Source organism: Candidatus Binatota bacterium, assembly GCA_012960245.1.
Lineage (GTDB): Bacteria > Desulfobacterota > Binatia > UBA1149 > UBA1149 > UBA1149.
In genome coordinates this window covers 95,114-118,476 of sequence record DUBO01000014.1, presented here as the reverse complement: position 1 = coordinate 118,476, position 23,363 = coordinate 95,114, and the positions used below count along the sequence as shown (strand labels likewise).

The 23,363-nt window shown below is 64.5% G+C and carries 20 protein-coding genes and 1 pseudogene; 10 read left to right on the top strand and 11 right to left on the bottom strand.

Annotated elements, in window-relative coordinates:
- Position 1: 1 nt before the first annotated feature.
- The 3 genes from EYQ35_02735 to EYQ35_02725 all read right to left on the bottom strand — a co-directional run bounded on the left by EYQ35_02735 (position 2) and on the right by EYQ35_02725 (position 1,614).
- Positions 2-658, bottom strand: coding sequence for a hypothetical protein (locus EYQ35_02735; GenBank protein ID HIF63059.1), 657 nt, complete (start codon positions 656-658; stop codon positions 2-4).
- A 13-nt stretch (positions 659-671) separates the two neighbouring features.
- Entirely contained in the window at positions 672-920 is a 249-nt protein-coding gene (locus EYQ35_02730; protein ID HIF63058.1) for an acyl carrier protein, read from the bottom strand.
- A 127-nt stretch (positions 921-1,047) separates the two neighbouring features.
- Complete coding sequence (locus tag EYQ35_02725; protein HIF63057.1) at positions 1,048-1,614, bottom strand: class I SAM-dependent methyltransferase; 567 nt, start codon at positions 1,612-1,614, stop codon at positions 1,048-1,050.
- A 118-nt stretch (positions 1,615-1,732) separates the two neighbouring features.
- Between EYQ35_02725 and EYQ35_02720 the strand changes: the two genes are divergently transcribed.
- Positions 1,733-2,440, top strand: a complete 708-nt coding sequence (locus tag EYQ35_02720) for a single-stranded DNA-binding protein (protein HIF63056.1) — start codon at positions 1,733-1,735, stop codon at positions 2,438-2,440.
- A 14-nt stretch (positions 2,441-2,454) separates the two neighbouring features.
- Here EYQ35_02720 and EYQ35_02715 read toward each other — a convergent pair whose 3' ends face one another.
- From EYQ35_02715 to EYQ35_02700, 4 genes and pseudogenes are all read right to left on the bottom strand, one after another.
- Complete coding sequence (locus tag EYQ35_02715) at positions 2,455-3,204, bottom strand: TerC family protein (protein ID HIF63055.1); 750 nt, start codon at positions 3,202-3,204, stop codon at positions 2,455-2,457.
- Positions 3,205-3,298: 94 nt separating this feature from the next.
- Positions 3,299-4,920, bottom strand: a pseudogene (locus EYQ35_02710) (hypothetical protein).
- Entirely contained in the window at positions 4,913-5,662 is a 750-nt protein-coding gene (locus EYQ35_02705) for an SDR family oxidoreductase (GenBank protein ID HIF63054.1), read from the bottom strand. Before EYQ35_02705 ends, EYQ35_02710 begins: the two are co-directional and overlap by 8 nt.
- Before the next feature lie 30 nt (positions 5,663-5,692).
- Positions 5,693-7,006, bottom strand: coding sequence for an amidohydrolase (locus tag EYQ35_02700; protein ID HIF63053.1), 1,314 nt, complete (start codon positions 7,004-7,006; stop codon positions 5,693-5,695).
- 230 nt (positions 7,007-7,236) lie between these two features.
- Between EYQ35_02700 and EYQ35_02695 the strand changes: the two genes are divergently transcribed.
- From EYQ35_02695 to EYQ35_02680, 4 genes are all read left to right on the top strand, one after another.
- Positions 7,237-7,923, top strand: a complete 687-nt coding sequence (locus tag EYQ35_02695; protein HIF63052.1) for a hypothetical protein — start codon at positions 7,237-7,239, stop codon at positions 7,921-7,923.
- 125 nt (positions 7,924-8,048) lie between these two features.
- Complete coding sequence (locus tag EYQ35_02690) at positions 8,049-8,768, top strand: SDR family oxidoreductase (protein ID HIF63051.1); 720 nt, start codon at positions 8,049-8,051, stop codon at positions 8,766-8,768.
- Positions 8,765-9,598, top strand: a complete 834-nt coding sequence (locus EYQ35_02685; protein HIF63050.1) for a TIGR03619 family F420-dependent LLM class oxidoreductase — start codon at positions 8,765-8,767, stop codon at positions 9,596-9,598. The genes EYQ35_02690 and EYQ35_02685 overlap by 4 nt, the downstream gene beginning before the upstream one ends.
- Positions 9,538-10,398: an SDR family NAD(P)-dependent oxidoreductase gene (locus EYQ35_02680; GenBank protein HIF63049.1), complete on the top strand. Its 861-nt coding sequence runs from the start codon at positions 9,538-9,540 to the stop codon at positions 10,396-10,398. Before EYQ35_02685 ends, EYQ35_02680 begins: the two co-directional genes overlap by 61 nt.
- 30 nt (positions 10,399-10,428) lie before the next feature.
- Here EYQ35_02680 and EYQ35_02675 read toward each other — a convergent pair whose 3' ends face one another.
- The 4 genes from EYQ35_02675 to EYQ35_02660 all read right to left on the bottom strand — a co-directional run bounded on the left by EYQ35_02675 (position 10,429) and on the right by EYQ35_02660 (position 16,931).
- On the bottom strand, positions 10,429-11,013 hold the full coding sequence (locus EYQ35_02675) for a hypothetical protein (protein ID HIF63048.1): 585 nt from the start codon (positions 11,011-11,013) through the stop codon (positions 10,429-10,431).
- Positions 11,014-11,141: 128 nt separating this feature from the next.
- Complete coding sequence (locus tag EYQ35_02670) at positions 11,142-13,331, bottom strand: hypothetical protein (protein ID HIF63047.1); 2,190 nt, start codon at positions 13,329-13,331, stop codon at positions 11,142-11,144.
- A 1-nt stretch (position 13,332) separates the two neighbouring features.
- Complete coding sequence (locus EYQ35_02665) at positions 13,333-15,003, bottom strand: hypothetical protein (GenBank protein ID HIF63046.1); 1,671 nt, start codon at positions 15,001-15,003, stop codon at positions 13,333-13,335.
- Positions 15,003-16,931, bottom strand: coding sequence for an endonuclease/exonuclease/phosphatase family protein (locus EYQ35_02660; protein ID HIF63045.1), 1,929 nt, complete (start codon positions 16,929-16,931; stop codon positions 15,003-15,005). The genes EYQ35_02665 and EYQ35_02660 overlap by 1 nt, the downstream gene beginning before the upstream one ends.
- A 245-nt stretch (positions 16,932-17,176) precedes the next feature.
- On the opposite strand from EYQ35_02660, the gene EYQ35_02655 reads away from it, so the two are divergent.
- The 5 genes from EYQ35_02655 to EYQ35_02635 all read left to right on the top strand — a co-directional run bounded on the left by EYQ35_02655 (position 17,177) and on the right by EYQ35_02635 (position 23,360).
- On the top strand, positions 17,177-18,331 hold the full coding sequence (locus tag EYQ35_02655; GenBank protein HIF63044.1) for an acyl-CoA dehydrogenase: 1,155 nt from the start codon (positions 17,177-17,179) through the stop codon (positions 18,329-18,331).
- A 97-nt stretch (positions 18,332-18,428) separates the two neighbouring features.
- On the top strand, positions 18,429-18,857 hold the full coding sequence (locus EYQ35_02650) for a Zn-ribbon domain-containing OB-fold protein (protein ID HIF63043.1): 429 nt from the start codon (positions 18,429-18,431) through the stop codon (positions 18,855-18,857).
- A 63-nt stretch (positions 18,858-18,920) separates the two neighbouring features.
- Positions 18,921-20,063, top strand: coding sequence for a thiolase family protein (locus EYQ35_02645; GenBank protein ID HIF63042.1), 1,143 nt, complete (start codon positions 18,921-18,923; stop codon positions 20,061-20,063).
- 121 nt (positions 20,064-20,184) lie between these two features.
- The gene (locus tag EYQ35_02640) at positions 20,185-21,153 is read left to right on the top strand and encodes a hypothetical protein (protein ID HIF63041.1); all 969 of its coding nucleotides are present in this window, start codon (positions 20,185-20,187) and stop codon (positions 21,151-21,153) included.
- The gene (locus tag EYQ35_02635) at positions 21,150-23,360 is read left to right on the top strand and encodes a metallophosphoesterase family protein (GenBank protein HIF63040.1); all 2,211 of its coding nucleotides are present in this window, start codon (positions 21,150-21,152) and stop codon (positions 23,358-23,360) included. Before EYQ35_02640 ends, EYQ35_02635 begins: the two co-directional genes overlap by 4 nt.
- Positions 23,361-23,363: the final 3 nt, after the last annotated feature.

The window sequence follows — 23,363 nt, the reverse complement described above, 5'->3', positions numbered from 1 at the left end:
GTTACTCCTGGCGGTCGACCCACACGTCGACGCGGTCGGGGCCGGTCTTCTGCACGTTCCAGCCCAGCCGCTTGTAGAGTATCAGGCTACCGAGGTTGCGCGGCTTGACGCTGCCGCCAAGTCGACCCGCTCCGGCGCGGAATACTTCGCCGGCAAAAAACTCGACCAGCCGTTCGGCGTGGCGTCCACCGCGACAGTCGGGGTGCACTGCCACGTCGAGGAAGCGCGCCTCGGGAAGCTCGCTTGGAGTGATGCCTGATTTTTTGAGGGTGTCGTCGGCGCGGGCCACGAAAATCTTCGAAACAAAGCCGAGGCGTTCGCCAATGCCTTTGCGCACGGTGGCCTCGGTGAACAGCCCGCGCACTACGCCGCTGGCAAAGGCCGCAAAACTACGGCGCAGCAGGCCGGTGTGAAAGGCCGGGTTCAGCGTGCCGACGGCCAGGCCCTGTATGTGCCCGTCGTCGTCCTGCAGTACGCAGGCTACGCTCTTCGGGTCATCAACCGCGCGTGAGTAGAGGGCTCCTATGGCCGCGTCGCCTAAGGCGGTCAGGAAATATCCTTCGAAACAGGCCTTGTGTAGCTCCACCACCCCGGCAAGGTCGGTAGAGGTCATGAGCCGGGGCTGGGTACGAAACCCGTTGTTTTCCTCGTTGCTCATGTCGCGCCCGCGGCTACCCGGCGTTGCTATAGCGCAGCATGGTGGCAACGACCTCTGGGAAGGACACCATTTCAAGCGCGTCGTCCACGTCGATCTGCACGCCGAAGTCCTCTTCAAGCGCCATGATGAGGTTTACGTGTTGCAGGCTGTCCCAGTTCTCGACGGTTTCCAGTGACGAGTTCTCGTCTAAGTCTGCCTCGTCGACGGCAAATATACCGGACATTATTTCTCGGACCTTCTGTTCAATTTTCAGCTGTGACATGGGTTGGCCAGGGCTCGCGCGGCGGCGGGCAGATCCTGTGTATCCAGTATAGCGGGCGCTGCGATGTTGTCGAGATGGTTTGGTGAGGTATGCGCCCTCGGGACTCGCCCCGGGTGGGGGAGCTGCATCAGCACCGCGCGAGCAGGCGCGCCACCGAGGACGCGGGCAGTTCAACTTCCTCGTACTTTATCTCTTCGAGCGCCGAGTACAGTTGCCTGAGCTCGCCCGGCGCCAGGGCATAAGATCGGCTGCGCAGGTGATTGTCTTCGCGGTCGCACTGAAGGTGGCTGAAGGTTTCGTAGACCAGGTGGCCACCGGGGGCTAGTGCTTCGAGCACGATGCCGGGTAGCTGTTCGCGGTCGAGGAAGCGTACTACCACCACCAGGTCGTAGGCCTTCTGTTGCGGTCGCCAGCTGTCGAGGTCGGCGGCTATCCAGTTTACCGACAGCCCGAGTTTACGGGCCCTCGCCTCGGCCAGCGCCAGCCCGGTGGGCGAGATGTCCAGCGCGTCGACCGTCCAGCCCTGCGCAGCCAACCAGGTCGCGTTGTGGCCGGTGCCGCAGGCCAGCTCCAGGGCGCGCCCCGGGGCGAGGCCAGCCACGCTGTCGGCCAACCAGGGGTCGGGCTGCGCAGGGGCCGCAACGCTGCGGCCCTCGTACTTTTCGTCCCATCGTCTGCGATCTGAATCGGCCATGCGCGGTGTTGTCGCGGCAGTGTTGTCTGCCGCGCATCGTCATGTTGCAGGCAGCGGGCGCAAAGGCAATGGTCGTCGCCATCGTGGCTGGCGAGAGAAAAACCGCGAAGAGCGAGCGATGCTGAAGCAGATCACCGATGAGCTCGTGGCTGACCTCGATGGCCTCACCTTCGGCCCGCCGGTCACGCACGTCTACAACCCCCTCGTTTACGCCCGGGAGGCGTGGGACTTGTACTGCGAAAAGTACGGCCAGGGGCGGCGGGAAATACTGCTTGTCGGGATGAATCCCGGGCCTTTCGGCATGGCGCAGGTCGGTGTGCCCTTCGGAGATATCGCCCTTGTACGCGGATGGCTGGGTATCGAGACGCCCATCGGCAAGCCAGCTCGCGAACACCCTGCGCGCCCTGTCCAGGGCTTCGACTGCCCCAGGAGTGAGGTCAGTGGGCGGCGGCTGTGGAGTTGGGCCAAGGACACCTTCGACACGCCCGAGGGATTTTTTTCTCGCTTCTTCGTGACCAACTACTGCCCGCTGGTCTTCATGGAGGAAGGGGGGCGCAACCGCGTCCCCGAGAAATTACCGAAAGCCGAACGCGCATTGATGTACAAGGCCTGCGACCGAGCGCTGCGACGGACGGTCGAGAGTTTCGAGCCGGAGTTTGTCGTGGGTGTTGGCAAGTTTGCCGAGAAGAAGGCCCGGGAGGTCGTCGGCGACCTCGACGTGATCATAGGCAGCCTGCCGCACCCGAGCCCGGCAAGTCCGTTGGCCAACAGGGGGTGGGCGTCGCTCGTCCGTCCCGCGCTGGAAGCAGTCGGAGTCCGCCTGTAGACCCGGCCCGGGCCTCAGTCGCCGGGGGGTAGTACTCGCCGCGGGTCGCCGGACCTGGCCATTCCCGTGCCGCGCATGCGTATATTGAGCATCTCGACGAAGAAGGAGAACGACATCGCAAAGTAAATGTAGCCGCGAGGAATGTGTACGTGCATTCCGTCGGCAATAAGCGCCACGCCCACCAGCAACAGGAAGCTGAGCGCGAGCATCTTGACGCTGGGGTGGCGGTTGACGAAGTCTCCCACGGAGGCGGCAAAGAACATCATGAAGCCTATGGCGATTACCACCGCCGCCATCATCACCTCCAGTTGTTCGGCCATGCCCACCGCGGTGATTACCGAGTCGATAGAGAACACCAGGTCGAGCACCAGTATCTGCGCCAGCACGGCAGCCATCGTGGTCCTGGACGACTGGCCGGCTTCTTCTACGTCGCTTTCCATGGTCGCGTGAATTTCTCGCGTGGCCTTGGCCAGCAGGAACAGGCCTCCCCCGGCGAGTATCAGGTCCCTCGGAGATATCTCGCGGCCCAGGGCCACGAACAAGGGTTCGGACAAGCGGATAATCCACACCACCGTAGTCAACAGCAGCAGGCGGCCGACCACCGCCCCGCCCAGGCCGGTGATCCTCGCCCGGTGCCTCTGTTCCTCGGGAAGGCGGTCGCAGAGAACGGTAATGAAAATGATGTTGTCTATGCCCAGCACTATTTCGAGCACTGTAAGGGTGGCGAGTGCCAACCAGGCTTGGGGGTCGGTGAGTAGTTCCACGGTTGTGGGCGCCGAGGGGCGCCACTGACAAGCAGTTTAGCACGTGCGGGCAACTGCGCGGCAGCCCGGCCTGTGTGTGGACCAGCGCCCGCGATCAGTCGCGGGCGAGCAGGAGGCACCCTGCCAGGGGGCCTCCTCCGGCCGCCGTAACGGCCACGGCGGGGTCGCCGGCTACCTGGCGGTCTTCGCCACGGCCCCACAGCTGTATGCAGGCTTCGTGCAGTAGTCCGTAGCCGTGCAGTCGCCCGCCAGACAGCTGGCCCCCATTGGTATTCAGCGGCAGTTCGCCGTCGAGCGCTATGCGTTGGCCGCCGTCGATGAAAGCACCGCCCTGGCCTCGTGGGCAGAAGCCCAGCGCTTCGAGCCAGGCGAGGGCTATGAAACTGAAGCCGTCGTATAGCTCGGCCACCTGCACGTCGGCGGGCGACAGGTCACTGCGTTTCCACATCATCGTGGCCGCGTCGCGGAGCGCCATGGTAGTGAGGTCGTCCCACTGGTCCCAGCTCGGGCGTCCGTGGATGGCCGAGCCCACGCCTTGTACCACCAGCGGTGGGTTGCGGGTGTCCGCTGCCGGTTCGACCGCCGACACGATCACGGCCGTTGCCCCGTCCACCGGCACGTCGCAGTCGTAGAGGCAGAACGGCGTGGAGATCATGCGCACCGACATGTAGTCGTCCAGGGTCATGGGGTCTCGGTAAATGGCGGCCGGGTTGAGGGCTGCGTTACGCCTGTCGTTGAGCGCGATCCACGCGAGCTGTTCCCGCGTGGTGCCGAACTCTATGAAGTGGCGCTGCGCGTACATGGCTATCCAGCAGGCGGCCGACGCCGCGCCGAAGGGCAGGCTCCACTGCATGTCGCCCGTGGCTCGAAAGTCTGCGCCCTGCGATGTGCCCAGGCCGGCGCGGTGCCCCTCGCCCTGCGCGGTGGATTCCCACACCGTGCGAAAGCAGAGCACGTGGCGGGCCAGCCCCGTGGCTACCGCCATGCACGCGTTGATCACCGAGCCGAACTGGCCGGGCTGTTCGAGGCCCCCGCAGTACCAGTCAAGATCAAGGCGCAGCGCTTCCTGCACCTGGCTCACGCCCGCGCCGCTGAATCCCGGCGCGCCGGGAACCATGGCCCCGGGGTAGGTAGACAACCCGTCTATGTCGCCGCGCTCGAGGCCGGCGTCTTCGAGGGCCTGCAAGCAGGCATCGACGGTGAGCGCCAGCGGGTCACGGCCCAGGCGGCGGCCGACCTCGGACTGGCCTATCCCGGTGATCGCGGCGTTGCCTTCCAGCGCGGTCGTCACGCGGGGCCGTCCACGGGTTTGAACAAGGGCAGGAAGACTCCTTCGCCCGCATTTTCAAACACGACCTCCAGTTGCAGTCCGTCAACGAGGTTTTCTATTTTGCAGTCGACGATATTGGTCATCAGTCGCAGGGTCGGCTGTTCTTCGATCGCCACCAGGGCGATGACGTAGGGAGGGTCGAAGCCCGGTATCCACGGCTGGTGATTGACCGTCCAGCTCAACAGCGAGGCGCGCCCCGACACGGAGCGGACCTCCAGGTCTCGTTGCATACACAGCGGGCAGTTCGGAAGCGGGGGGTGAACGTAGTGGCTGCAGGCGGCGCAGTGGAGAAAGTTGAGCTTGTTCTCGCCGCCGCCTTCCCAGAAGTGACGGTTGGAATCGGTCAGCAGCGGCAGCAGCCGGGTGACGCTGCCGGTTTCAGGCACGGATTATCTGTCCGCCGTCTACGGCGAGTATCTGGGCGGTGACCCAGGACGCGTCGTCCGACAGCAGGAACAGGCAGGTGCCTACCATGTCGGTGGGTTGACCCACCCGCTTGAGATGCAGTCCATTGACGATGTCGTCGATGATCCCGTCGGGTACCACTCCGCGGGTGGCCGCGGTGTCTACGGGCCCGGGAGCGATCGCGTTTACACGTATGTTGCGCCAGCCCATCTCGGCCGCCAGCGAGTGGGTTATGCCGTGCAGGGCCAGCTTGGCGATGCCGTAGTACCCCGCCGCCATCCACGCTGCGGTGGACGACTGGTTGACGATGGCTCCGCCACCGCGCTCGGTCATCGACTCGTAGACGGCCCGTGTTGCCAGCAGTGCGCCGTTTACGTTCACGCGCATGAAACGATCCCAGTAGTCCATGGGCATGTCGAGCATGGAGTGCATTTCCATGCCCGCGTAGATGGCCGCGTTGTTGACCAGGTAGTCGACGCCGCCGAAGGCTTCGACGGCCGCCTTGCCCATGGCAACGGTAGACTCTTCGTTGGACACGTCGGTTTCAACGAACAGCGCCCGCCCGCCCGCCGCTTCGATTTCGCCGGCCACGCGTTGGCCCTGCTCGGCGTTGAGCTCGGCCACCACGAGGGCGGCGCCCTCGGCAGCCAGTCCCTTGGCGTAGGCTTCGCCTATGCCTTGTCCCGCACCAGTGACCACGGCCACCTTGTCCTTGAAACGCATATTTTATTCTCCTCGTGTTGTGGGTTGGGGTCAGGCCTGTTCGAAGGGTGACGCGAAGGCCGTCGAAAGCTGGTCAATGATGTGCTGCGAAGTGACCGCTGCGTTGGGGTCATCCACGGGTGGGTTGCCGCCCTGGCTGCGGGGCTCGAGGTCCACGTGCCCGGCCCTGGCTCTCAGCGCCGCCACCGTGCATTCCTCGCGCGACAGGGTGGCGAACGGGTCGAGACGAAAAACCCTGAGCGCGTTCTCAAACGAAATCTTGTTGACCTCGTCGTCGGGGACTCCTTCCAGGCAACGGGCGAGGCTCTCGGGAGAGTGCGGCCAGGTGCTGTCGGAGTGCGGGTAGTCACACTCCCAGGTAATGTTGTCCACGCCGATGTGGTGGCGCAGCTCCACGCCGGTCTTATCGTCGATGAAGCAGGTGGTTATGTGCTCGCGAAATACCTGGCTGGGGGTTTTGCCGGCAAAGTCCTGGTGCGTCCACAGGTGGTGCTGCTTGTACACGTAGTCCATGCGTTCGAGAAGGTAGGGAATCCATCCTATGCCGCCCTCGGACAGCACTATGCTCAGGTCGGGGTAATCTCTCAGGACTCTAGACCAGACCAGGTCGGCAGCGCAGCCGAACACGTTGATCGGAGACACGGTTATCATCACGTCCACCGGTGAGTCCATGGAAGTAAACACCATGCCTTCTCCCGAGCCGATGTGTATGCACACCGAGGTGCCTTCGTCCGAGCAGGCCTGCCACAGGGGGTCCCAGTAGTGATCGTGGAGGCTGGGGAAGCCCAGCTTGGTCGGGTTCTCAGAGAAACTGATGGCGTGGCATCCCTTTTTGGCCAGTCGGCGGATTTCGTTGCCCATCTCGTCGGGGTCCCACAAGATGGGCGCTGCCAGTGGGATGAACCTGCCGGGGTGGGCACCACACCACTGGTCGACGTGCCAGTCGTTGTAGGCGCGCAGCATGACCAGCGCGAGTTCCTTGTCTTCGCAGTTGGCCCACAGCTGGCCGGCGAAGGAAGGAAAGGAAGGAAAACACATGGAGGCGAGCACGCCGTTGGCGTTCATGTCGTCGATGCGCGCGTCGACGTCCCAGGTCGCGCGCCTGAGCTGGTCGTAGGAAGTCGGCTCGACACCGTACTCTTTGGGCGGGCGACCGGCCACCGCGTTCAGCCCGATGTTGGGGATCTGTGCTCCCTCGAACAGCCACACGTCGCAGCCGTCCTTCTTGCGCACCACGCGCGGCGCGCGTGATTTCCACTTGTCGGCAAGGTGTTGCTCGAACATGTCGGGGGGCTCCACGACGTGGTCGTCCACGCTTACCAGAATCATGTCGTCAACTTGCATAGAGCTATTCTCCCAGGGTGCGGCAACGGGTACTTAAAACTGCGGCCGTGCCAAGTAAAGTGCCTCGTCGCCTGGCGCTCGCCCGGCGCAGTGATAATGACGGGACACCTGCTCGTGAGGCTACGCGGAGGGCAGCCTATGGATGGAACACTCGGTTGCTGTCCTCCGGTGTTATAACCGTGATATGGTCGAGCTGCCTTGGTGGCAGCATTTGGTGGAGGGCTTCGCAGTTGGTGAAATTACTGTTCTTCTGTTCTCGCTTGCCGCAACTCACACGGGCCGATTACGCCCGTATGTTGCTCGGCGACCACGTACCGCTGGCCCTCAAACATCACCCGACCATGCGGCGCTACACCGTTAACATTGTCCGGGACGAAGAAGGGGGGGCGTCGCCCGCGCCCGTGGACAGTATAGGGCAACTGTGTTTCGACTCCCTGCAGGATTACCAAGAGCGCCTTTACGACTCAGACGAGGGCGCCCGCGTGGTTCACGAAGACGTTGCCCGGTTCATGTCAGCGGCAACTTCCTGGGTTACCGGTGAGCGTGTCGTAAGGGCCGCGCCAGCAGGCGAGCTCGCAACAGTGACGGAGAACGACAAGTTGGTCGTGGCCCTTCGCCGAGTCGCGGGGCTGTCGGCCGAGAGCTTCGTTGACAGGCTGGCCAACGATCACCTGCCGTCGCTGATGACCGCTTGTCCGGGGCTGGTGGGTTGCGTGGCCAACGAGGTTGAGGATAGGTTGTCGGAGGGTGGTGAACGGTGGGATGCTTTTATCGAGTTCTGGCTGGCCCCGGGGGTCAGAGGCCTGGAACAGGAGCTGGCCGCGGCGCCTGGCCACGACGTGCTGCGTGCCGACTACGATCGCCTGGTCGCCGATCGTTGCCAGTGGAGCGTGCGGGAGTACGTTCAAAAACGCTGAACGGTCTGGTTCTTCACTTCGCGCTGGCGGGTGGATAGGTTGAACGCGGTGGGGAGTCAGTGAAAGGGACGCTGGACGGCAAAGCCGCGATTGTGACCGGTGCTGCGCGCGGGCTGGGACGCGCCATGGCGCTGGCGCTTGCCGACGCGGGAGCGTCGCTGGCCCTTTGTGACCGCGAGGGCGACGAGATTGCCCTGCTGGCCGAGGAGCTGCGTTCGCGTGGTAGCAAGGTGGTCGACGTCTGCCTTGACCTTCGTGACCCTGACGCTGTGCGCGCCTTCGTGCAGGCCGCGGTCGAGGGGCTGGGCCGTCTCGACGTGGTGATCAACAACGCCGGCGGCACCTTCGCGGGTGAATTTGTCGGCCTGAGCGACAAGGGCGTGGACTCCCTGGTCGACGAAAACTTCGGCAGCGTTGTCAACGTGATCCGCGCCGTCTCCGCACACCTGGGCGAGGGCGCTTCGATAATCAACATCACGTCGGTAGAAGCCCATCGCGCGGCGCCCGGGTTTGCCGTGTACGCGGCGATGAAAGCCGCTGTAGAAAGCCTCACCCGCTCGCTGGCCCTCGAACTGGGCGGGCGCGGTATAAGGGTCAACTGCATAGCCCCCGACGCTATCGTTACCGAGGGCATGCCGGTGGTCCCGAGCGGGTTGCCGCTTGCGCGCGAGGGCAGGGCAGAGGACGTGGCTGCTGCCGCTCTCTTCCTGGCCGGTGACGGCGCGGCTTTCATCACGGGAGACACGCTGCACGTTGACGGCGGCGAACACTGCGCGGGCGGATGGAGCAGGGGCGAGGACGGTTCGTTCCATCTTCCCACTTCGGTCGAGGACGACGAGCAGTGAAACTGGGGGTCGCTCTCGGGGTGCTCAACCCGGCCTTTCATCTCGAGGTGGCGGTGGAAGCCGACCGGCTCGGTTTCGAGTCATTGTGGTTGCCCGAGCACCTGGTTTTTCCCGTGGCAATGTCGGGGTCTCCGCTGGCCGGCGATCATCCGCCGGTCCCCCCCGACACGCCGGTGTTCGACTGTTTTGCGTACCTGTCCTTCCTGGCTGCACGCACCGAGCAGATAAAACTGGGCAGCCACGTCTACCTGCTGGGTCTCAGGCATCCGCTGGTCGGCGCGAGGGCCGTGCAGACGCTCGACCTGCTGTCGGGTGGCCGGGCGCTGTTCGGGGTCGGCGCTGGTTGGCTTGAGAGTGAGTGCCGGGTGGCTGGCGTGGAGTTTTCATCTCGTGGCCGGCGCCTCGAAGAGGCCATAGTCGTGTGCCGTCGGTTGTGGAACGAACGTGAGATCGAGCACCACGGCGAATTTTTTGACTTCGAACCCGTGATGTTCGAGCCCAAGCCGCCGACCGTCGGCGGACCCCCGGTTCACGTGGGGGGGCAGTCCAACGCGGCCTTGCGTCGAGCCGCCCGCGTGGGTGACGGTTGGATAGGGGTGGGTAACACCCCCGCGCAGTCGGCCGAACTGGTCGAGCGCCTGGATAGCTACCGCCGCGACGCGGGCACTGAGGCCAGGCCGTTTGAAAACTCGGTTGGCGCGGGAGTGGTCAGCCGCGACGACCTGTGCCGTTACGAGGACGCCGGCGTTGACCGGCTCGTGGTCGCGCCTTGGAGCAGGTCTCCGGAAGCGATCGACTCGCTGCGCGGCCTGGCCGAGGAATTGCTGTGACCGTACCCGCCGACTCCCGTGTCATCACACCTGGCGGCTCGGCCCTGGTCACGGGGGCGTCGAGTGGCATAGGCCGCGAGTTGTCCTTGGCGCTGGGACGGCGTGGGATGAAGCTGGCGCTGGTCGCCCGCCGCTTGCCCGAGCTCGAACTCCTGGCCACCGAGCTGATCGAGGCGGGCGCGCCGCGGCCACTGTTGCTCGACTGCGACGTGGCCGATCGCGCGCGCGTGGAAGAGTGCGCGGCCATGCTGGAGCGCGAGCTGGGCGCGGTCGACCTGTTGGTCAACAACGCGGGCTACGGGCATCACCGGTCCTTCCTGGACTGGGACCTTGACGATATGGAGAGAATGATCAGGGTCAACTACCTCGGCTCGTTGTACTGGACCCGCTTGTTGCTGCCGGCCATTGTTGCCAGGGGCCGCGGTCGCCTGGTCTTCGTCTCTTCGGTGGCCGGGCGCCTGGCGGTGCCCGGGGAGAGCGCCTACGCGGCGAGCAAGTTCGCGCTGAGCGGCCTTGCCGAGGCGCTGTCGTTGGAGCTGGAAGGCAGCGGCGTGAGCGTGCTGACGGTCTATCCCGGCACCGTGCGAACAGCGTTTTTTGACGATGAGGCGCTGGCCGCCATGCCCGCGGTGGCCAAGCGCAGCATGGTCGAGACCTCCGAGCTGGTGGAGCAGGTGCTGGCCGCCATCGAGAGCGGCCGTCGCGAACTGACCTGGCCGCGCTTCATCGCGGCGGGTTACGTGTTGCGCGCGTTGCTGCCGGCGTTATTCCGGCGCAGCGTATTGCGCAGCACTTCGTGACCCGGCACTTTCACCAGGCCACGAAACGGATCAGGGAATTAGGACTCCCGAGGCGCCCACCATCAGGCCTGTTTTGCAGGGGTTGTTGGGGTCGTCTACCACCGTGCCACCAGCATCGATGACAAGTTTGCAGGCGGCCCAGTCAGCCGGGAGGGGAGGTTCGTAGATCTCGAGCTTGTCTAATACCGCGGCCCGGTGAACCCCGGCGGGTATCAGCGCGAACTGCGACGACTGGTCAACCTTGGCGGCTCCCTTGCCCGACTTCAGTTCAACTGCAATGTTGAATTCAAAAACAGTTCCCATGCCGGGGAAGTTGCCGCCGAGCACCACGATGTATTCGTCGCCGGTCACCACGCCGGTGAGCTTCATCGAGTTGTCGGTACTAACCGGTATGCCCACTCCGTCCGTGACACCGGACAGTTTGGCCTTGCACTTGCCGTTGCCCTTCATCAGGACCTTGCCCGCCGCCATAGTCGGGAAGGCCGTGGCACCGGCCATGTCGGCAACGACAGGCACTACGCTTGACTGGTACTTGGTGCTTGCGGCCTGCGCGGAAACGGCAGCTATAACTACTACTGTGATAGCGACTGCGAAGATACTTAGATGGCGTGTCATGTGTGGCCTCCCTTGGCTTTCTCTGCCAACTGTAGTTCCACGGGGTGGTTTACGTCAAGGGCAGAGATCATGGCTACCCCCCCGACCGGGTGGGTCGGAACGCTGCACCGGCTGAAAAAAGAGCCGGTTCAGGGGCAGACGGCGGGCCGGGCGCTATTGATGGCCAGAAATTTTCCTTTTCCGTTGACGCCGGTGCCCTGATCAACCCTGAGGGTTCCTCCCCACAGGGCACAAACGAAGGGGTCGCTGCCACCGCCAGTGGTGAGGGCCACGGCCAGCGAGCCCTGCCCCGCTTCGTTTAGGGTGAAGTTTATAGTGGCACCTTTGCACAGGGCCTTGAACACTTTGCCCACCACCAGCTTCACCGACTTGCAGGCGCCGTTGACCTGTTGCGAGTCCTTGTAGCGGTAGCCCTTGGAGCCGGCCGGCTGACCGAGGCCTTTCCAACCGGAAGCCGGCAGTGAGAAGACCTGCTGCTCGGCCGTCGAAGGGTTGTAGAGTCTCAGCTCGGCACCACCGGTCAGTGGGTCCTGCGGTTGTCCGGCGACCGGCACCACCAGTTCCTCGTCCTTGCTCAGCACCAGGAGCTTTCGCTTGTCGGGGCGCAAGTCGAAATCCTTGAGCGACAACTTTCGTCCGCTCCACAAGCCCGCACAGCCGGGGGTCCCGGCCGCGCAGAACGCGTAGACCTTCGAGGGGACGTTGGCCACGATGGTCGAAGCGCTCGAAGTGTTGGCCGATCGTTCCCCCAACCCGTGTCCGATCACGAGTGTTCCGCCAGAAACTACTGCCGACGATGCCACCGAAGACCCCAGGTAGCGAGTGGCCAGCCGCTCGCCGCTGTCGGCGTCATAAAAACGCAACACGTTGGTGAACACCGTGCCCACCATGACCAGCCCGGGCACCGCGCTTACCGGCCCGAAGTTGGCGTCGGCGTGGCCGCCCCTCTCGCCGGTGTTCTGCCAGGTGACGCTGCCGTCGTCCATGTTGATGGCGTGTACCGTGGGCTGCTGCGGGTTGATGATGTCGAGTCCCGGCGCGGTGGCCGCGTAGACGAGGCGGCGGTCTTCGTCGATGGCCGGCGATGCCGTCATGCCACCGGCGTAACCACCGGGCACCAGGTTGGTAGCCCAGTAGGGCAGCGCCGAGGGGTCGACGTCGTCCCAGGCAACGCCCGTCGACTCGTTAACTCCGTCGCGGTCGATGACGTAGTAAGTGCCGTCCTTGCCCCCGATGCCCACGACCTCGCGGTCGTCGCCGTCGAAGTTTATCGTGAACAGGTTGGGGCTGGCGCCGAAGGCAAGGTCGAGGTTGTCTACCTCGCGCGGTCGCCACGTCCACGCCGGGGTGCCATCAAGATTGAGAGCCACCAGGGCTTCGTCGTACAGCGGCATGGTGGGGCCGGGCTTGGGCGTAGCCGGATCGCTGTCTGTGTTGCAGTTGCTGCTGCCGAAGTAGACCAGCCCACGTCCCTGGTCGACCGCGGCAGCCGACCACACGTTGCCGCAGCCGGTTATCGAACGGTCGAAGTCGCAGCCGGCTCGGGTTGACAGGAATCCTGCGGGCAGGCCCAGTTCTCCCTCGGTGTGGTATCCGTCAAAGCCGCGTATGTTGTCGGCCGGATCCGGCGTACAGGTGGCGCCGGTCTCGAGGTCAAAGTACCAGGCCAGGCGCCCGTCGGCGGCGTCGACGGCGAAGAATCCGCCTTTGCCGGTTTCCTGGTCGTTGACGTCCATGCCGAACATCACCATGCCGTTGGTTAGCACTACGGCAGTTTCGATCTCGTTGCGTTCTCCGTCAAAAGAACACAACCCAGGCGGGTCGGCACAGCCGGTGCCCGCCTCGAAGTGCCAGTTCTCTGTGCCCGTTGCGGCGTCGAGCGAGTACATGGTCTCGCCTCCCGAGACGAATACGGTGGTCGTGCCGCCCACGTCTTCGACATGGGCGGTGGCGGTGTTTGGATAGGAGGCGCCCGGTTGATCTGCAGTGACAAATCTCCACAACTCGCTGCCGTCGGCGAGGCGAAGTGCGTAGACGTTGCCGTCCCACGAGGAGATGAAAACCATCGGCACGGCGCCCTCGCCAGCGACTTCTACGGTGGCCACCGCAGGGGTGGCCGAGACTATCTTGCCGGTCTGGAAGGACCACTTCTCGACCAGTTGCGGGAGGTTCTCACGGGTGAGCGTGGTCTCGGCGGGGTTGTAGTAAGTGCGCAGAGGGCCACCTCCGAGCGCTGGCCAGTCGGCGGCGGCACATGGAATCGTTGGCAGGAGCAGGGCAACGGCGAGCAGGGCCAGCCCGGGTATATTGGGTTTCACGTCAGGGTGCCTCCAGGTCGCCGGGGAAGACCGCCACGCCGTCGGGAAACGAGAGGCCCGACTTTATGATTTCGGGGGTTCTTCCGTTGCCAGCCAGGTCGAGGCCTACGCGGCGGATCTTGCCGTCGGGGCCGGGACCGAGGCTGCCGCCGCTCACGACAAGGTTCATGTCGGCGTAGTAGATGTTTCCGTTGCAGTCGACGGCCACTTGCTGGGGGTGCCCCACGGACAGCGGAACCCCGGTTTCGTCCGGGTCGGGTTCGACTATGCGTCGCAGGAAGTCGCCGTCGCTGTTGTACTCCGAAATCATCCCGGTGAGGACGCTCGATATGTACCAGTTGCCGCCGGGAGCCGGGGTTATGCCAGTGGGCGTACCCACGTTCTCGGGGTCGGCCACGAACACCTCTACGGTGACAGTGTCGGCCATCGGGGCACCGGTCGAGTCCAGCGAGCCGCAGCCACCGGCCGCGTCGGGGCCGGTCGGGAAGGGTGGCGAGTATCGCCGTACGTGCAGGCCCCGCGCCGAAGCAACGTAGATGCGGCCCAGTTCATCGATGGCCACGTTGCCGGCTGTGCCGATATCAGTGGCAATTTTGCAGGAGTTGTTGCTGAGGTCGTTATTTGGGTAAGTCCCGGGGGCGCCTGGGTAGTGGTCAAAGGGCGCGAACCACATGATGAGCTGCCCGTTGAAAACCCCGCTGGCCTGGTTGCCCACCGAGGTGGTGAACAGGTTGCCCGACACGGGGTCGACCGCGCAGCCGTAGGGTTCCGGCCCGGCGTCGGGATAGCTGGGAGTGAGCTTGCCCACCTGTGTGCCGTCGGCCTCGAATACGCCCCAGCCCGCGGGAGGGGTGGGCTGGCCGGTATCTTCGCCGGCCACGAACCTGCCGCTGCCGTCGGCCAGTGCGCAGATCATGCCGTTGATGTCGCGGTTGTCGGCAAGCGACAGGCGACGTTCGTCGCCCGCGGCGGCAATGAGAATGTCTTCGAGCAAGGGGCCGTTGTCAATGGTGTCGAGATCGTAGCGGTGCAGGCGGTTGCCCTCGGCGCCGTAGAGTAACTCCGGGTCGCAGGCAGGCTCATCGGAGGGCACCAGCCCCTCTACTAAATCGTGGATGTCGTCCTCGACGGCGTTTCCGTTGCCGGTTGTTATGCACCCGCCCTTGGAATCCGCCTTGCCGAAGATCTTCTGCAGCTTGCTTCTCGCCTTGCGAAAAGACTTACCGAACTTCACCGCGTCGTTCTTTATCGTTTCTTTTGCTACCCCCTTTAACATGCCCGAGGCGGCCTTGCCTGCCACCTTCAGCTTGTCCGATCGGCACTTGTTGTCGCCGCTACCCGCGTCAAGCGCCGCTTCGATCAGCGCGTGCCAGCCGTCTATGGCAGTACCGACCGTGGCTTCGTCGCCGGGTTCGGCGCAGGTGACTTTCTTTTCGGCCTTGGCAAACAGTTTGGAGAACTTCGAATCGGCGGTGGCAAGGCAGCCAGCGTCGGTAGTTGCGCCGTCGCGCGCGGCCTTCGAACTGCACTTGGCCAGGCCCAGGGTCTTGACGGCAGCCGCCTTGTACTTGCCGGCCTGGCACTTGAGATCCGGGTCAACGCCCGCCGTCGAATTCGTGGCAACCGCCAACGCCAACCCGACCAGGCCCAGTACCGAGAAAGTCTTTACCATCAGTTCTTCCTCCGAGGGGTCGGGGTTTCAAGCGAGATAGTGGTCTGCAGCCCGACATGATCCGAGGTCCACAGCGTGGTTGCGCAGGTATCGGGGGCAAGGTCGCCAGGGCAGTCGCCGTCGGTGAGGCATGATACGGGCGTATCCCTTCGGCAAAGCGGCGAAGGGTCGTAGTCTTCGCAGTGGCTTCCGGCCGGGCATTCGCCGTCAACAGCGCAGGGCAGCGCCGGCTCGAAGCTACACCGGGCGTTGCCGTCCACGCCCGGTGTATCGGCAAAGCGAGTCGTCGGCCCGGTCTCGCTCGCGTCCGAAACAGTTCCCGACAGGGGGTGCAGTGCCGCAGGTACCAGCATGATGTTGTCGATGCGGCTGGCGGTCGTATCGGCGGCGTCGGTGAGGTTGTCTATGCCCGAGGTGCAGCCGCTGCGGTCGACGGGGGCGTTACAGGGAGCGTCGCTTCCGTCGAACAGGGTTGTCCAAGCGAGGGCCTCGAGCGTGAGTATGGCGGGATCGCTGCTCGCCTGCTGGTCCCCCGCGCTGCCCTTGTGGGCGTTGAAGTCAGCGCCTACCACGGCCGGGTGTCCGCTGCTGTGAGTGCGCGCCACGAAGTCGGCGAAGGAGGCTGCCTGCACATCGCGCTCGCTGTCATTGCAGAAGGCGCAGAGGTGGGCGGGGTATACGTCGAGTTGTCCCGCGGGCGACGAAACCACTATGCGGCCGAACACGCGGCGGTCGGGAAACGAGGCCACCAGTTCAATGTCGGGGAGTATCTCCCACTCCTCGGCCGACGCCGGCCAGCGACTGACCACCGCCTGTCCCGAACCGAAACCGTGTTCGGCGTAAAAGTAGGTGAGCCCGTGCGTTGCCGCGAGTTCGGCGACCAGGCCGGCGGCTGAACCGTTGGGTCCCAGCACCACCTCCTGCAGGGTGATCACGTCCGGGTCCGCGGCCACGACCTGCGCTGCCAACAGGGTAATGCGGTCGTCGATGTCGTCGTAGCCCACAACACCCGGGGTTATGTCCTGCAGCATGTTGAGGTTCGCCAGCTTGATGGCGAAGGGGAGCTCGGCCGTGCAGTCAGCGGCGCAGCCGTCGCCGTTGTCGTTGTTGCCGTCGTCGCACTGCTCACCCGGCTCGTTGATGAGCCCGTCGCCGCAGCCCTGCACCGACACGGTGGGCACGCAGAGCATCTTCTCCTTTACTGAGTCGAGCTTTTCATCGCCGAACTGGTTGGCCGTGAAGGTGTCGCTCACCTTGGCGAACTTGGCCTGGCCTTTTACCCTCTTGGCCTGGTAGCAGAGCAGGTGCGCGTCGGAGTCCTTTATGCCCTCTCCGTTCTTGTCCACGGGCAGGCACAGGCGCTTGGGTTTCTTCAGCTCGAGGTCGACAGGTTGGTTGAACGAGCTGTCCACCTGCACGGCTGCCGGCACGGTGTAGCCGCGTGGCTTCTTGACCTTGTAGCACTTGAAGTGATCGACGTCGTGGTTGAGGGGGTCGGGTGCCACGGGCGGTGCGGCGCTGCTGGCGGCCGTGGGTACCATGAGCGACTCGGCCTTGACCGTGTCCATGAAGTGCTCGGCAAACTGGTCGACCACCCGGTAGCTGCTTCTGCGTTCGTGTTTTGGCGAAGCCTTGGGAGCCTTGCCCTTGTAGCTTTCAAGGTGGGTGCTGTCGTCGGCGGGCGTGACTCCGTCCAGGGTCGCGGGCAGACAAAGTGACGCGGCTTTCTTGAGGTCCAGGGGAGTAGTTTCAAAGTGATCGCTGAGGGCAACCCCGGCAGCGCCGCCGAATTTCGTGGACCCCTTGGATTTTTTCGCCTTGTAGCAGACAAAGGCGTCGGTGGCCGCCAGCGCATCGGTGGCTGACAACGGCTGCAGCTCGGCGCCGGGCAACGCTGCGAACGCTGCCACGCTAAGGGCCGCCGCCATGAGTGGACGGCGGCCGGGGATGCGCGATATTGTCTTCAAGCTACGCCCCGGCCGGGGGGCACGAGCCCGCTCGGCCTTATAACCACGCGCAGCAAATCCGCTTTCTGTCAAGGGCAAAATACCGGGTCGCGGCACTGGTCTGCGGTTCCCGGGGGATGTGCCCTGCTGCGGCGAGCCCTTCCAATGGCCGCCACTGTTGACTAGAAAAGGGATTTGCGGGGCCGTTTTCCCCCGGGAGAAGGAGTTTGGACGCAGGATTTACAGATGAACAGCAGCTTTTGCGCGACAGCGCGCGTGGCTGGCTGGAGCGCGAATGTCCGATGGAGCTTGTGCGCTCGGTGCTGCTCGACGGCGAGGATGTTCCGGCCTCCTTCGGCCGGGGGCTGGCCGACATGGGCTGGAGCGGGCTGCTGGTTCCCCCCGAAAACGGGGGTACCGGCCTGGGTGCGGTCGAGCTGGCGCTGCTGGCAGAAGAGATGGGGCGCGTACTGGCGCCGGGCCCTTTCGTGGCCTCGAGTGTAGTCGGCGTGAGCGCGCTGCTCGCGGCCGCACAGCCTGGCGCCGAGAACAGCAGCGCGGCACACGAACTTGCTGCCGCGGTGGCCGACGGTAGCCGCACCGTCGCCTTGCTGGGCCAGGGCGCGGCCGGGAGCTCGGACAGCCTGCGCTGCTCGCCCGACGGAGGCGGCTTCGTGCTCGATGGCGTGATCGAAGCCGTGCCGGGTGTCGGCGACGTTGGCCACTTGCTCGTACCGGTGTCGCTTGAAGACGCGCCCGCGTTGTTGCTTGTCGACGCGGGCATCGAGGGCCTGGAGATCACGCGGCACGATTACATAGACCGTGGTCGGCGGCTGTGCACGGTAGCGTTCGCCTCTGTGAAGGCCAACGCCGACTGCCTCCTCGCTTCGGGCGAAAAAGCACTGGCAGCGGTCGCCCGCGCTTCTGATCTCGGTCGCGTCGCACTGGCTGCCGAAGCCTGTGGACTTGCGTCGCGCGTGCTCGAAATTACGGTCGACTACGCGAAGGTGCGCGAGCAGTTTGGTCGCCCGATAGGCAGCTTCCAGGCCATACAGCACAAGTGCGCCGACATGCTGGTGGCCGTCGAATGCGCGCGTTCGGCGGCTCTTTACGCTGCCTGGGCTTGCGATGCGGGTGAGCCTCACGCCCACGTGTCTGCCTGCATGGCCAAGGCAGCGGCGTCGCAGGCAGCCGTCGAGGTCGCCGAGCAAGGCATACAGGTGCACGGTGGCATGGGCTTTACCTGGGCGAGTGACATTCATCTTTTTTTCCGCCGGGCAAGGGCGCAGTACCACGAGCTCGGCGACCCTTCCTGGTGCCGCGAGCAGGTGGCCCGCGCGATGCTCGACGTTGGTGCCTACAGCTGCGCGTCGCACGGCTGACACGCCCGGCGGGGTTCCATCAACCACCGCGCACTGCTAGTCATCAAAACGTGTCGCGGCATGGTGGCGCAGGCCTGAACAGGAGTCCGGAGAGCAGATGAGTGAAAAAGTAGAATCGAGTGGCCCGCTGCCGGCGGTGCCTTACATCAAGTTGCCAGAGGGCGCCGACCCCTACCTGGAAGGACAGAAGTGCTCGTCCTGCGGGGCGGTGTACCTGGGCCAGCGCATGGCCTGCGGAAAGTGCTTTTCGCGCGAAAAGTTCGAAGCTGTAAAACTTTCGGATCGCGGCACCCTGCACGTGTTTTCTATCGTGCACCGGTCGTTTCCCGGCGTGGAGGTCCCTTTTGTTTCGGCCATAGTCGACCTCGAGGGTGGCGGTACAGTGAAGGGCAACCTCGTTGGTGTTGAGCCCGAGCCTGGCTCGGTGGAGCTGGGCATGCCCGTAGATGTGTTTTTTGACGACGCCGGTCGCAAGGACGGCGACGGTAACAGTTACGTTTCGTATTTTTTCAGGCCGGCAGCCTGAAGGAACAGCCGTTGACAAGCCGGCCGGCGCGAGCCGGGTAGAACAGGACAGACGAGGAACAAGATGGGTGACGTATATATACAGGGCGTAGACATGATCCGCTTCGGGCGATTTCCCGATCGTAGCCTGACATCACTGGGTGCCGAGGCGGCGCTGCTGGCGCTCGACGACGCGGGCCTGAACATGGGCGACATGCAGGCCGCGTGGTGCGGCAATCTCGGGCAGGCAGGCGGCATGGTAGGCCAGCGCGTTCTGCAGGAGATCGGGCAGACCGGCATACCGGTGGTCAACGTGGCCAACGCCTGCGCAACCGGTGCCACTGCCTTTCGCGAGGCCTGGATGGGGGTGAAGGCCGGCTTGTACGATGTCGTGCTGGCGGTCGGTGTCGAGCAGATGGGCCGTGGCCTGCTGGGCGGCGCGGGCGGTTCCAAGGGAATCTCGAAAGAGGGTTTGCTGGGGTCGGGCATCATGCCCTGCGTCTTTGCCGAGGCCGGCGTGGAGCACACGCGTAGTTACGGCACCACCTTTGAGCAGTTCGCCCAGGTGTCGGTCAAGAATCACCATCATTCCACGATGAACTCCAAGGCCATGTACCAGAAGGAGACCCCGCTCGAAGACGTGATGGGCGCCGAGATGATCTCGTACCCCAACACCAAGCTCATGTGCTCGGTCAACGTCGACGGCGCGGCCGCGGCGGTACTGGTGTCGGAAAAAAAGGCGCGCGAGCTGGGCTCGGGGCGCGCCGTCAAGGTGAGGGCGTCGGCCCTTACCAGCGACCCGTACAGTGACCGCGATCTCGTGATGCCGGATATCAACACCTGCACCCGCAACGCGGCCGCGGTGGCCTACGAGATGGCGGGCGTCGGGCCGGACGACCTCGACCTCGTTGAGTTGCACGACTGTTTCGCTACCGCCGAGATTCTTCACTACGAAAACCTCGGACTGTGCAAGGACGGTGACGCCGGCCGCTTGATAGACGAGGGCGAAACGGCGCTGGGCGGACGCATACCGGTCAACGTTTCCGGAGGTCTGCTTTCCAAGGGACACCCCCTGGGGGCCACTGGCATAGCCAACATCTACGAGGTTTCTACCCACCTGCGCGGCGAGGCCGGCGCGCGGCAGGTAGAAGGTGCCCGCCTGGGCCTGACCCACGTCATAGGGCTGGGCAGCGCCTGCGCGATTCACGTGTTGGAAAAGCCAGCCTGAGCGACAAAACCGGGGCCCGGCGGACGTCCCGGGTCATAAAAACCGACTTGGCCCCCCGACCGGGGGGGCGCTGCTCTGGACAAGCGGCTGGTAGCTGGGTTAACACTGGTGGGCTGCCCCCATGCAGGTTTTGCTCTACAGGTTTCTTGCCGTCGCCTCGATCGGCTTCTTCGCAATCGCGCAGCCCTGGGCAGGTGCCCAGCTGGCTCGTGCGCACAGCGACAAACCAGAGTCTATCGTGCGCCTGGGCGAGCGCGTGGCTGACCAGAACCTCGCCGCTCGCTACCGCGCAAGACAGCTGCTCAAGCGTGCGCGTTTTCACCGCGCCCGGGGCGAAGCCCGACAGGCACTGGCCGACCTCGAACTCGCGCGTGAGCTGGGATTAAAAGCACGCTCAGCCCGGGGTGAGCGTGGGCTCGTGTATGAAATACTCGGCGAGAACAAAAAGGCGCTTAGTCGTCTTGATAGGTTCCTCGCTAAGGGCGAACCCACGGTGGCCACTCTTAACGCCCGCGCTCGGCTGCTGGTCGCGGCGGGGCGCAAGCTGGACGCGCTGCGCGACTACGCGTCGTCGTTGCAGCTGGTCCCCGACATCGTGGTTTTCGTCGCCCGTGGTAAATTGCTCGAGGAGCTGGGCGACTACGACGCCGCCGTGGCCTGTTACCGCGAGGGCATAGGTCGCCTGGGCAGGGCAGTGCTACTCGAGATGGCGCTGGTCCGCTCGGAGCTTGAGCGTGGCCAGGGCGTAGCGGCACTAAGGATCATAGACGATCCGCGGGCGCCGGATCGCAAGGGTGCCGCGTGGAGCATCCTGCGCTCGCGCGCACTTCAACTAGGCAAACGGACGGACGACGCGTCTGCCGAGCTCGACCGCGCGTTGACCGAGGCAGGCCGACGGGTAGCTATCCGTGACACTGCCATAAGCAGGCTGGATCGCGCGCGCGTCCACGAGGCAATGGGTAACGCCGTGGCCGCGAGGGCCGACGTCGAGGCGGCGCTGAAACTCGCGCCCGCGTTGCAACGCGCGCTGGAAATGAAATCGAGACTGGCCACCGTGGGTGGAAATACCGGCGGTGAAGAAGAGGGATGACCATTATGAACACGAAGAACCCGACAGATTTTCTGGGCAGCAACATCGGACGGGCCGAGGGGGCCGTGTTGCCCGTACTGCTGGCAGTGGGGGTCGCAGCACTCGGCCTGCTTGCGGCGGCTCAGCCGGCGCAGGCGCAGCTCGACCGAGACCCTTACCTGCAGGCACTGTCGGGCACCTCGGCCACTATCTCCTGGCGCACCAGCACGCCGGAGGACAGCCGGGTACAGTACGGTTCAGCCCCGGGCCTGCTCACCAGTGAATCCACGCGCCTGCCGTCGGTCAAAACCCACGACGTCTCGCTCACCGACCTCGTACCCGGCACGCGCTACTACTATAGCGTGGGCAGCAGCAGCACCGTACACGCGGGCGACGATGCCGACCACTGGTTCGACACCGCCCCGGCCGCGGGCAGCGCGGCCCCGTTCACGGCCTGGCTGATCGGTGATTCGGGCAGCCTCGGTGTTTCGGGTGCGGGCATCAACCAGTTGATCATACGCAACCAGGCGCTGGCCTTCATGGGCGGTAACCCGGACATCGTCATTCACGCCGGAGACATCGCTTACCCCTGGGGTACACTGACTGCCTTTACCGACAACTACTTCGGGGTCTACGCCGATATCCTGCGCAACCACGTGGGCTGGCCCACGCCCGGCAACCACGATGAAACCGGGGTCACCGGATCAGACCCGGTGACCGAAACCGGCCCTTATTTCGAAGCTTTCTCGCCGCCTACCGCTGGCCAGTCGGGGGGCGTGGCGTCTGGCACCGAGCTCTACTACTCGTTCGACTACGGCAATGCTCACTTCATCTCGCTGGACTCACATTTCTCGTCTGCCACGGCCGGCTCGGCGATGATGCAGTGGCTGTTCGAGGATCTTGCGGCGACCACGCAGCCCTGGCTGATCGCCTTCTGGCATCACCCGCCCTACACCAAGGGTACCCACGACTCGGACCTGTTCAGCGACGGCCAGGGCCGCCACCAGAATATGCGCGAGAACGCGTTGAGCCTCCTCGAAGCCGGTGGCGTTGACCTCGTGCTCACGGGGCACTCGCACGCCTACGAAAGATCCTTTCTCGTTAACGGCGTCTACTGTCCTTCCTGTGGCGCGGCGCCTGATCTCGCCACGCCCGACTTCGCCACCATCTCGGCTGCCGGCCACGTGCTCGACGCGGGCGACGGCAGTCCGGCCGGTGACGGCGCCTACTCCAAGTCGCCGGGCCTGAACTCCAACGAGGGGGCGGTGCACATCGTAGCCGGTCACTCGGGCGGCTATCGCCTGGGCCTGGCCTCCCTGCACCCGGTGATGTATTTTGCCGAGGACGTTGGCGGATCGGTGGTGCTGGATTTTAACGGTAGCTCGGTGACCGTGAGCAACATCCAGCAGGGCGGTGCGGTGAGCGACAGCTTCACCATGGTCAAGCGCGTGGAAGCTTGCGCCCAGGATTCCGACTGCGATGACGCCAACCCATGCACCGACGACAGTTGCACGCTGCCGGCCGGCGACTGCGCTTACACGCCCAACAGCGCGGGTTGTTCGGACGGTGACGTGTGTAACGGCGTTGAGATATGTGACGGGGCGGGCGGCTGCATTATAGACGTGGCTCCGTTGGTCTGTGGTGACGGTGACTCCTGCACGGTGGACCTCTGCGACGCGGTCACCGGTTGCAACAACGTAGCGGTGGCGGAATACAGCTGCCTCGATGCCGCCAAGGTCCAGTTCGCCGTGAGCGACAAGGACGACGACAGCAAGGACAAGCTCAAGTGGGCCTGGATAAAGGGCGAGGCCCTCACCGTGGCTGACTTCGGGGACCTCGACGAGGAAACGACGTATTCCCTCTGCGTTTATGACTACCAGGGTGGCACCGCTGTTTACTCCACGCAGCTCGACGTGGGGCCCGGGGTACCCTTTGCCAAGGCAGGCAACAAGGGCTGGAAGTACAAGGACAAACTGGGAGTGGCCGATGGGTTGTCGAAGATAAAGATGGGCTCGGGTGCCGCCGGCAAGTCGAAGATCATAATGCTGGCCAAGGGCGCAAACGTGCCGCTGGCGGCTTCATTTTCTGCCGAGGCCATGTTCGCGGCTGACACCCAGCTCGGGGTGGGGTTGATCAACAGCGACGGCCAGTGCTGGAGAACCGTGTTTACTACTGCCGACGTAAAGAAGAACACCGCCTCGACGTTCAAGGCGAAGGCCAAGCAGTAGACG

Coding starts and splice junctions, on each gene's coding strand:
- EYQ35_02735 (HIF63059.1), bottom strand. CDS start 658: ATGAGCAACGAGGAAAACAACGGGTTTCGTACCCAGCCCCGGCTCATG.
- EYQ35_02730 (HIF63058.1), bottom strand. CDS start 920: ATGTCACAGCTGAAAATTGAACAGAAGGTCCGAGAAATAATGTCCGGT.
- EYQ35_02725 (HIF63057.1), bottom strand. CDS start 1,614: ATGGCCGATTCAGATCGCAGACGATGGGACGAAAAGTACGAGGGCCGC.
- EYQ35_02720 (HIF63056.1), top strand. CDS start 1,733: ATGCTGAAGCAGATCACCGATGAGCTCGTGGCTGACCTCGATGGCCTC.
- EYQ35_02705 (HIF63054.1), bottom strand. CDS start 5,662: ATGCGTTTCAAGGACAAGGTGGCCGTGGTCACTGGTGCGGGACAAGGC.
- EYQ35_02700 (HIF63053.1), bottom strand. CDS start 7,006: ATGCAAGTTGACGACATGATTCTGGTAAGCGTGGACGACCACGTCGTG.
- EYQ35_02690 (HIF63051.1), top strand. CDS start 8,049: ATGGCGCTGGCGCTTGCCGACGCGGGAGCGTCGCTGGCCCTTTGTGAC.
- EYQ35_02675 (HIF63048.1), bottom strand. CDS start 11,013: ATGACACGCCATCTAAGTATCTTCGCAGTCGCTATCACAGTAGTAGTT.
- EYQ35_02665 (HIF63046.1), bottom strand. CDS start 15,003: ATGGTAAAGACTTTCTCGGTACTGGGCCTGGTCGGGTTGGCGTTGGCG.
- EYQ35_02660 (HIF63045.1), bottom strand. CDS start 16,931: ATGGCGGCGGCCCTTAGCGTGGCAGCGTTCGCAGCGTTGCCCGGCGCC.
- EYQ35_02650 (HIF63043.1), top strand. CDS start 18,429: ATGAGTGAAAAAGTAGAATCGAGTGGCCCGCTGCCGGCGGTGCCTTAC.
- EYQ35_02645 (HIF63042.1), top strand. CDS start 18,921: ATGGGTGACGTATATATACAGGGCGTAGACATGATCCGCTTCGGGCGA.
- EYQ35_02640 (HIF63041.1), top strand. CDS start 20,185: ATGCAGGTTTTGCTCTACAGGTTTCTTGCCGTCGCCTCGATCGGCTTC.
- EYQ35_02635 (HIF63040.1), top strand. CDS start 21,150: ATGACCATTATGAACACGAAGAACCCGACAGATTTTCTGGGCAGCAAC.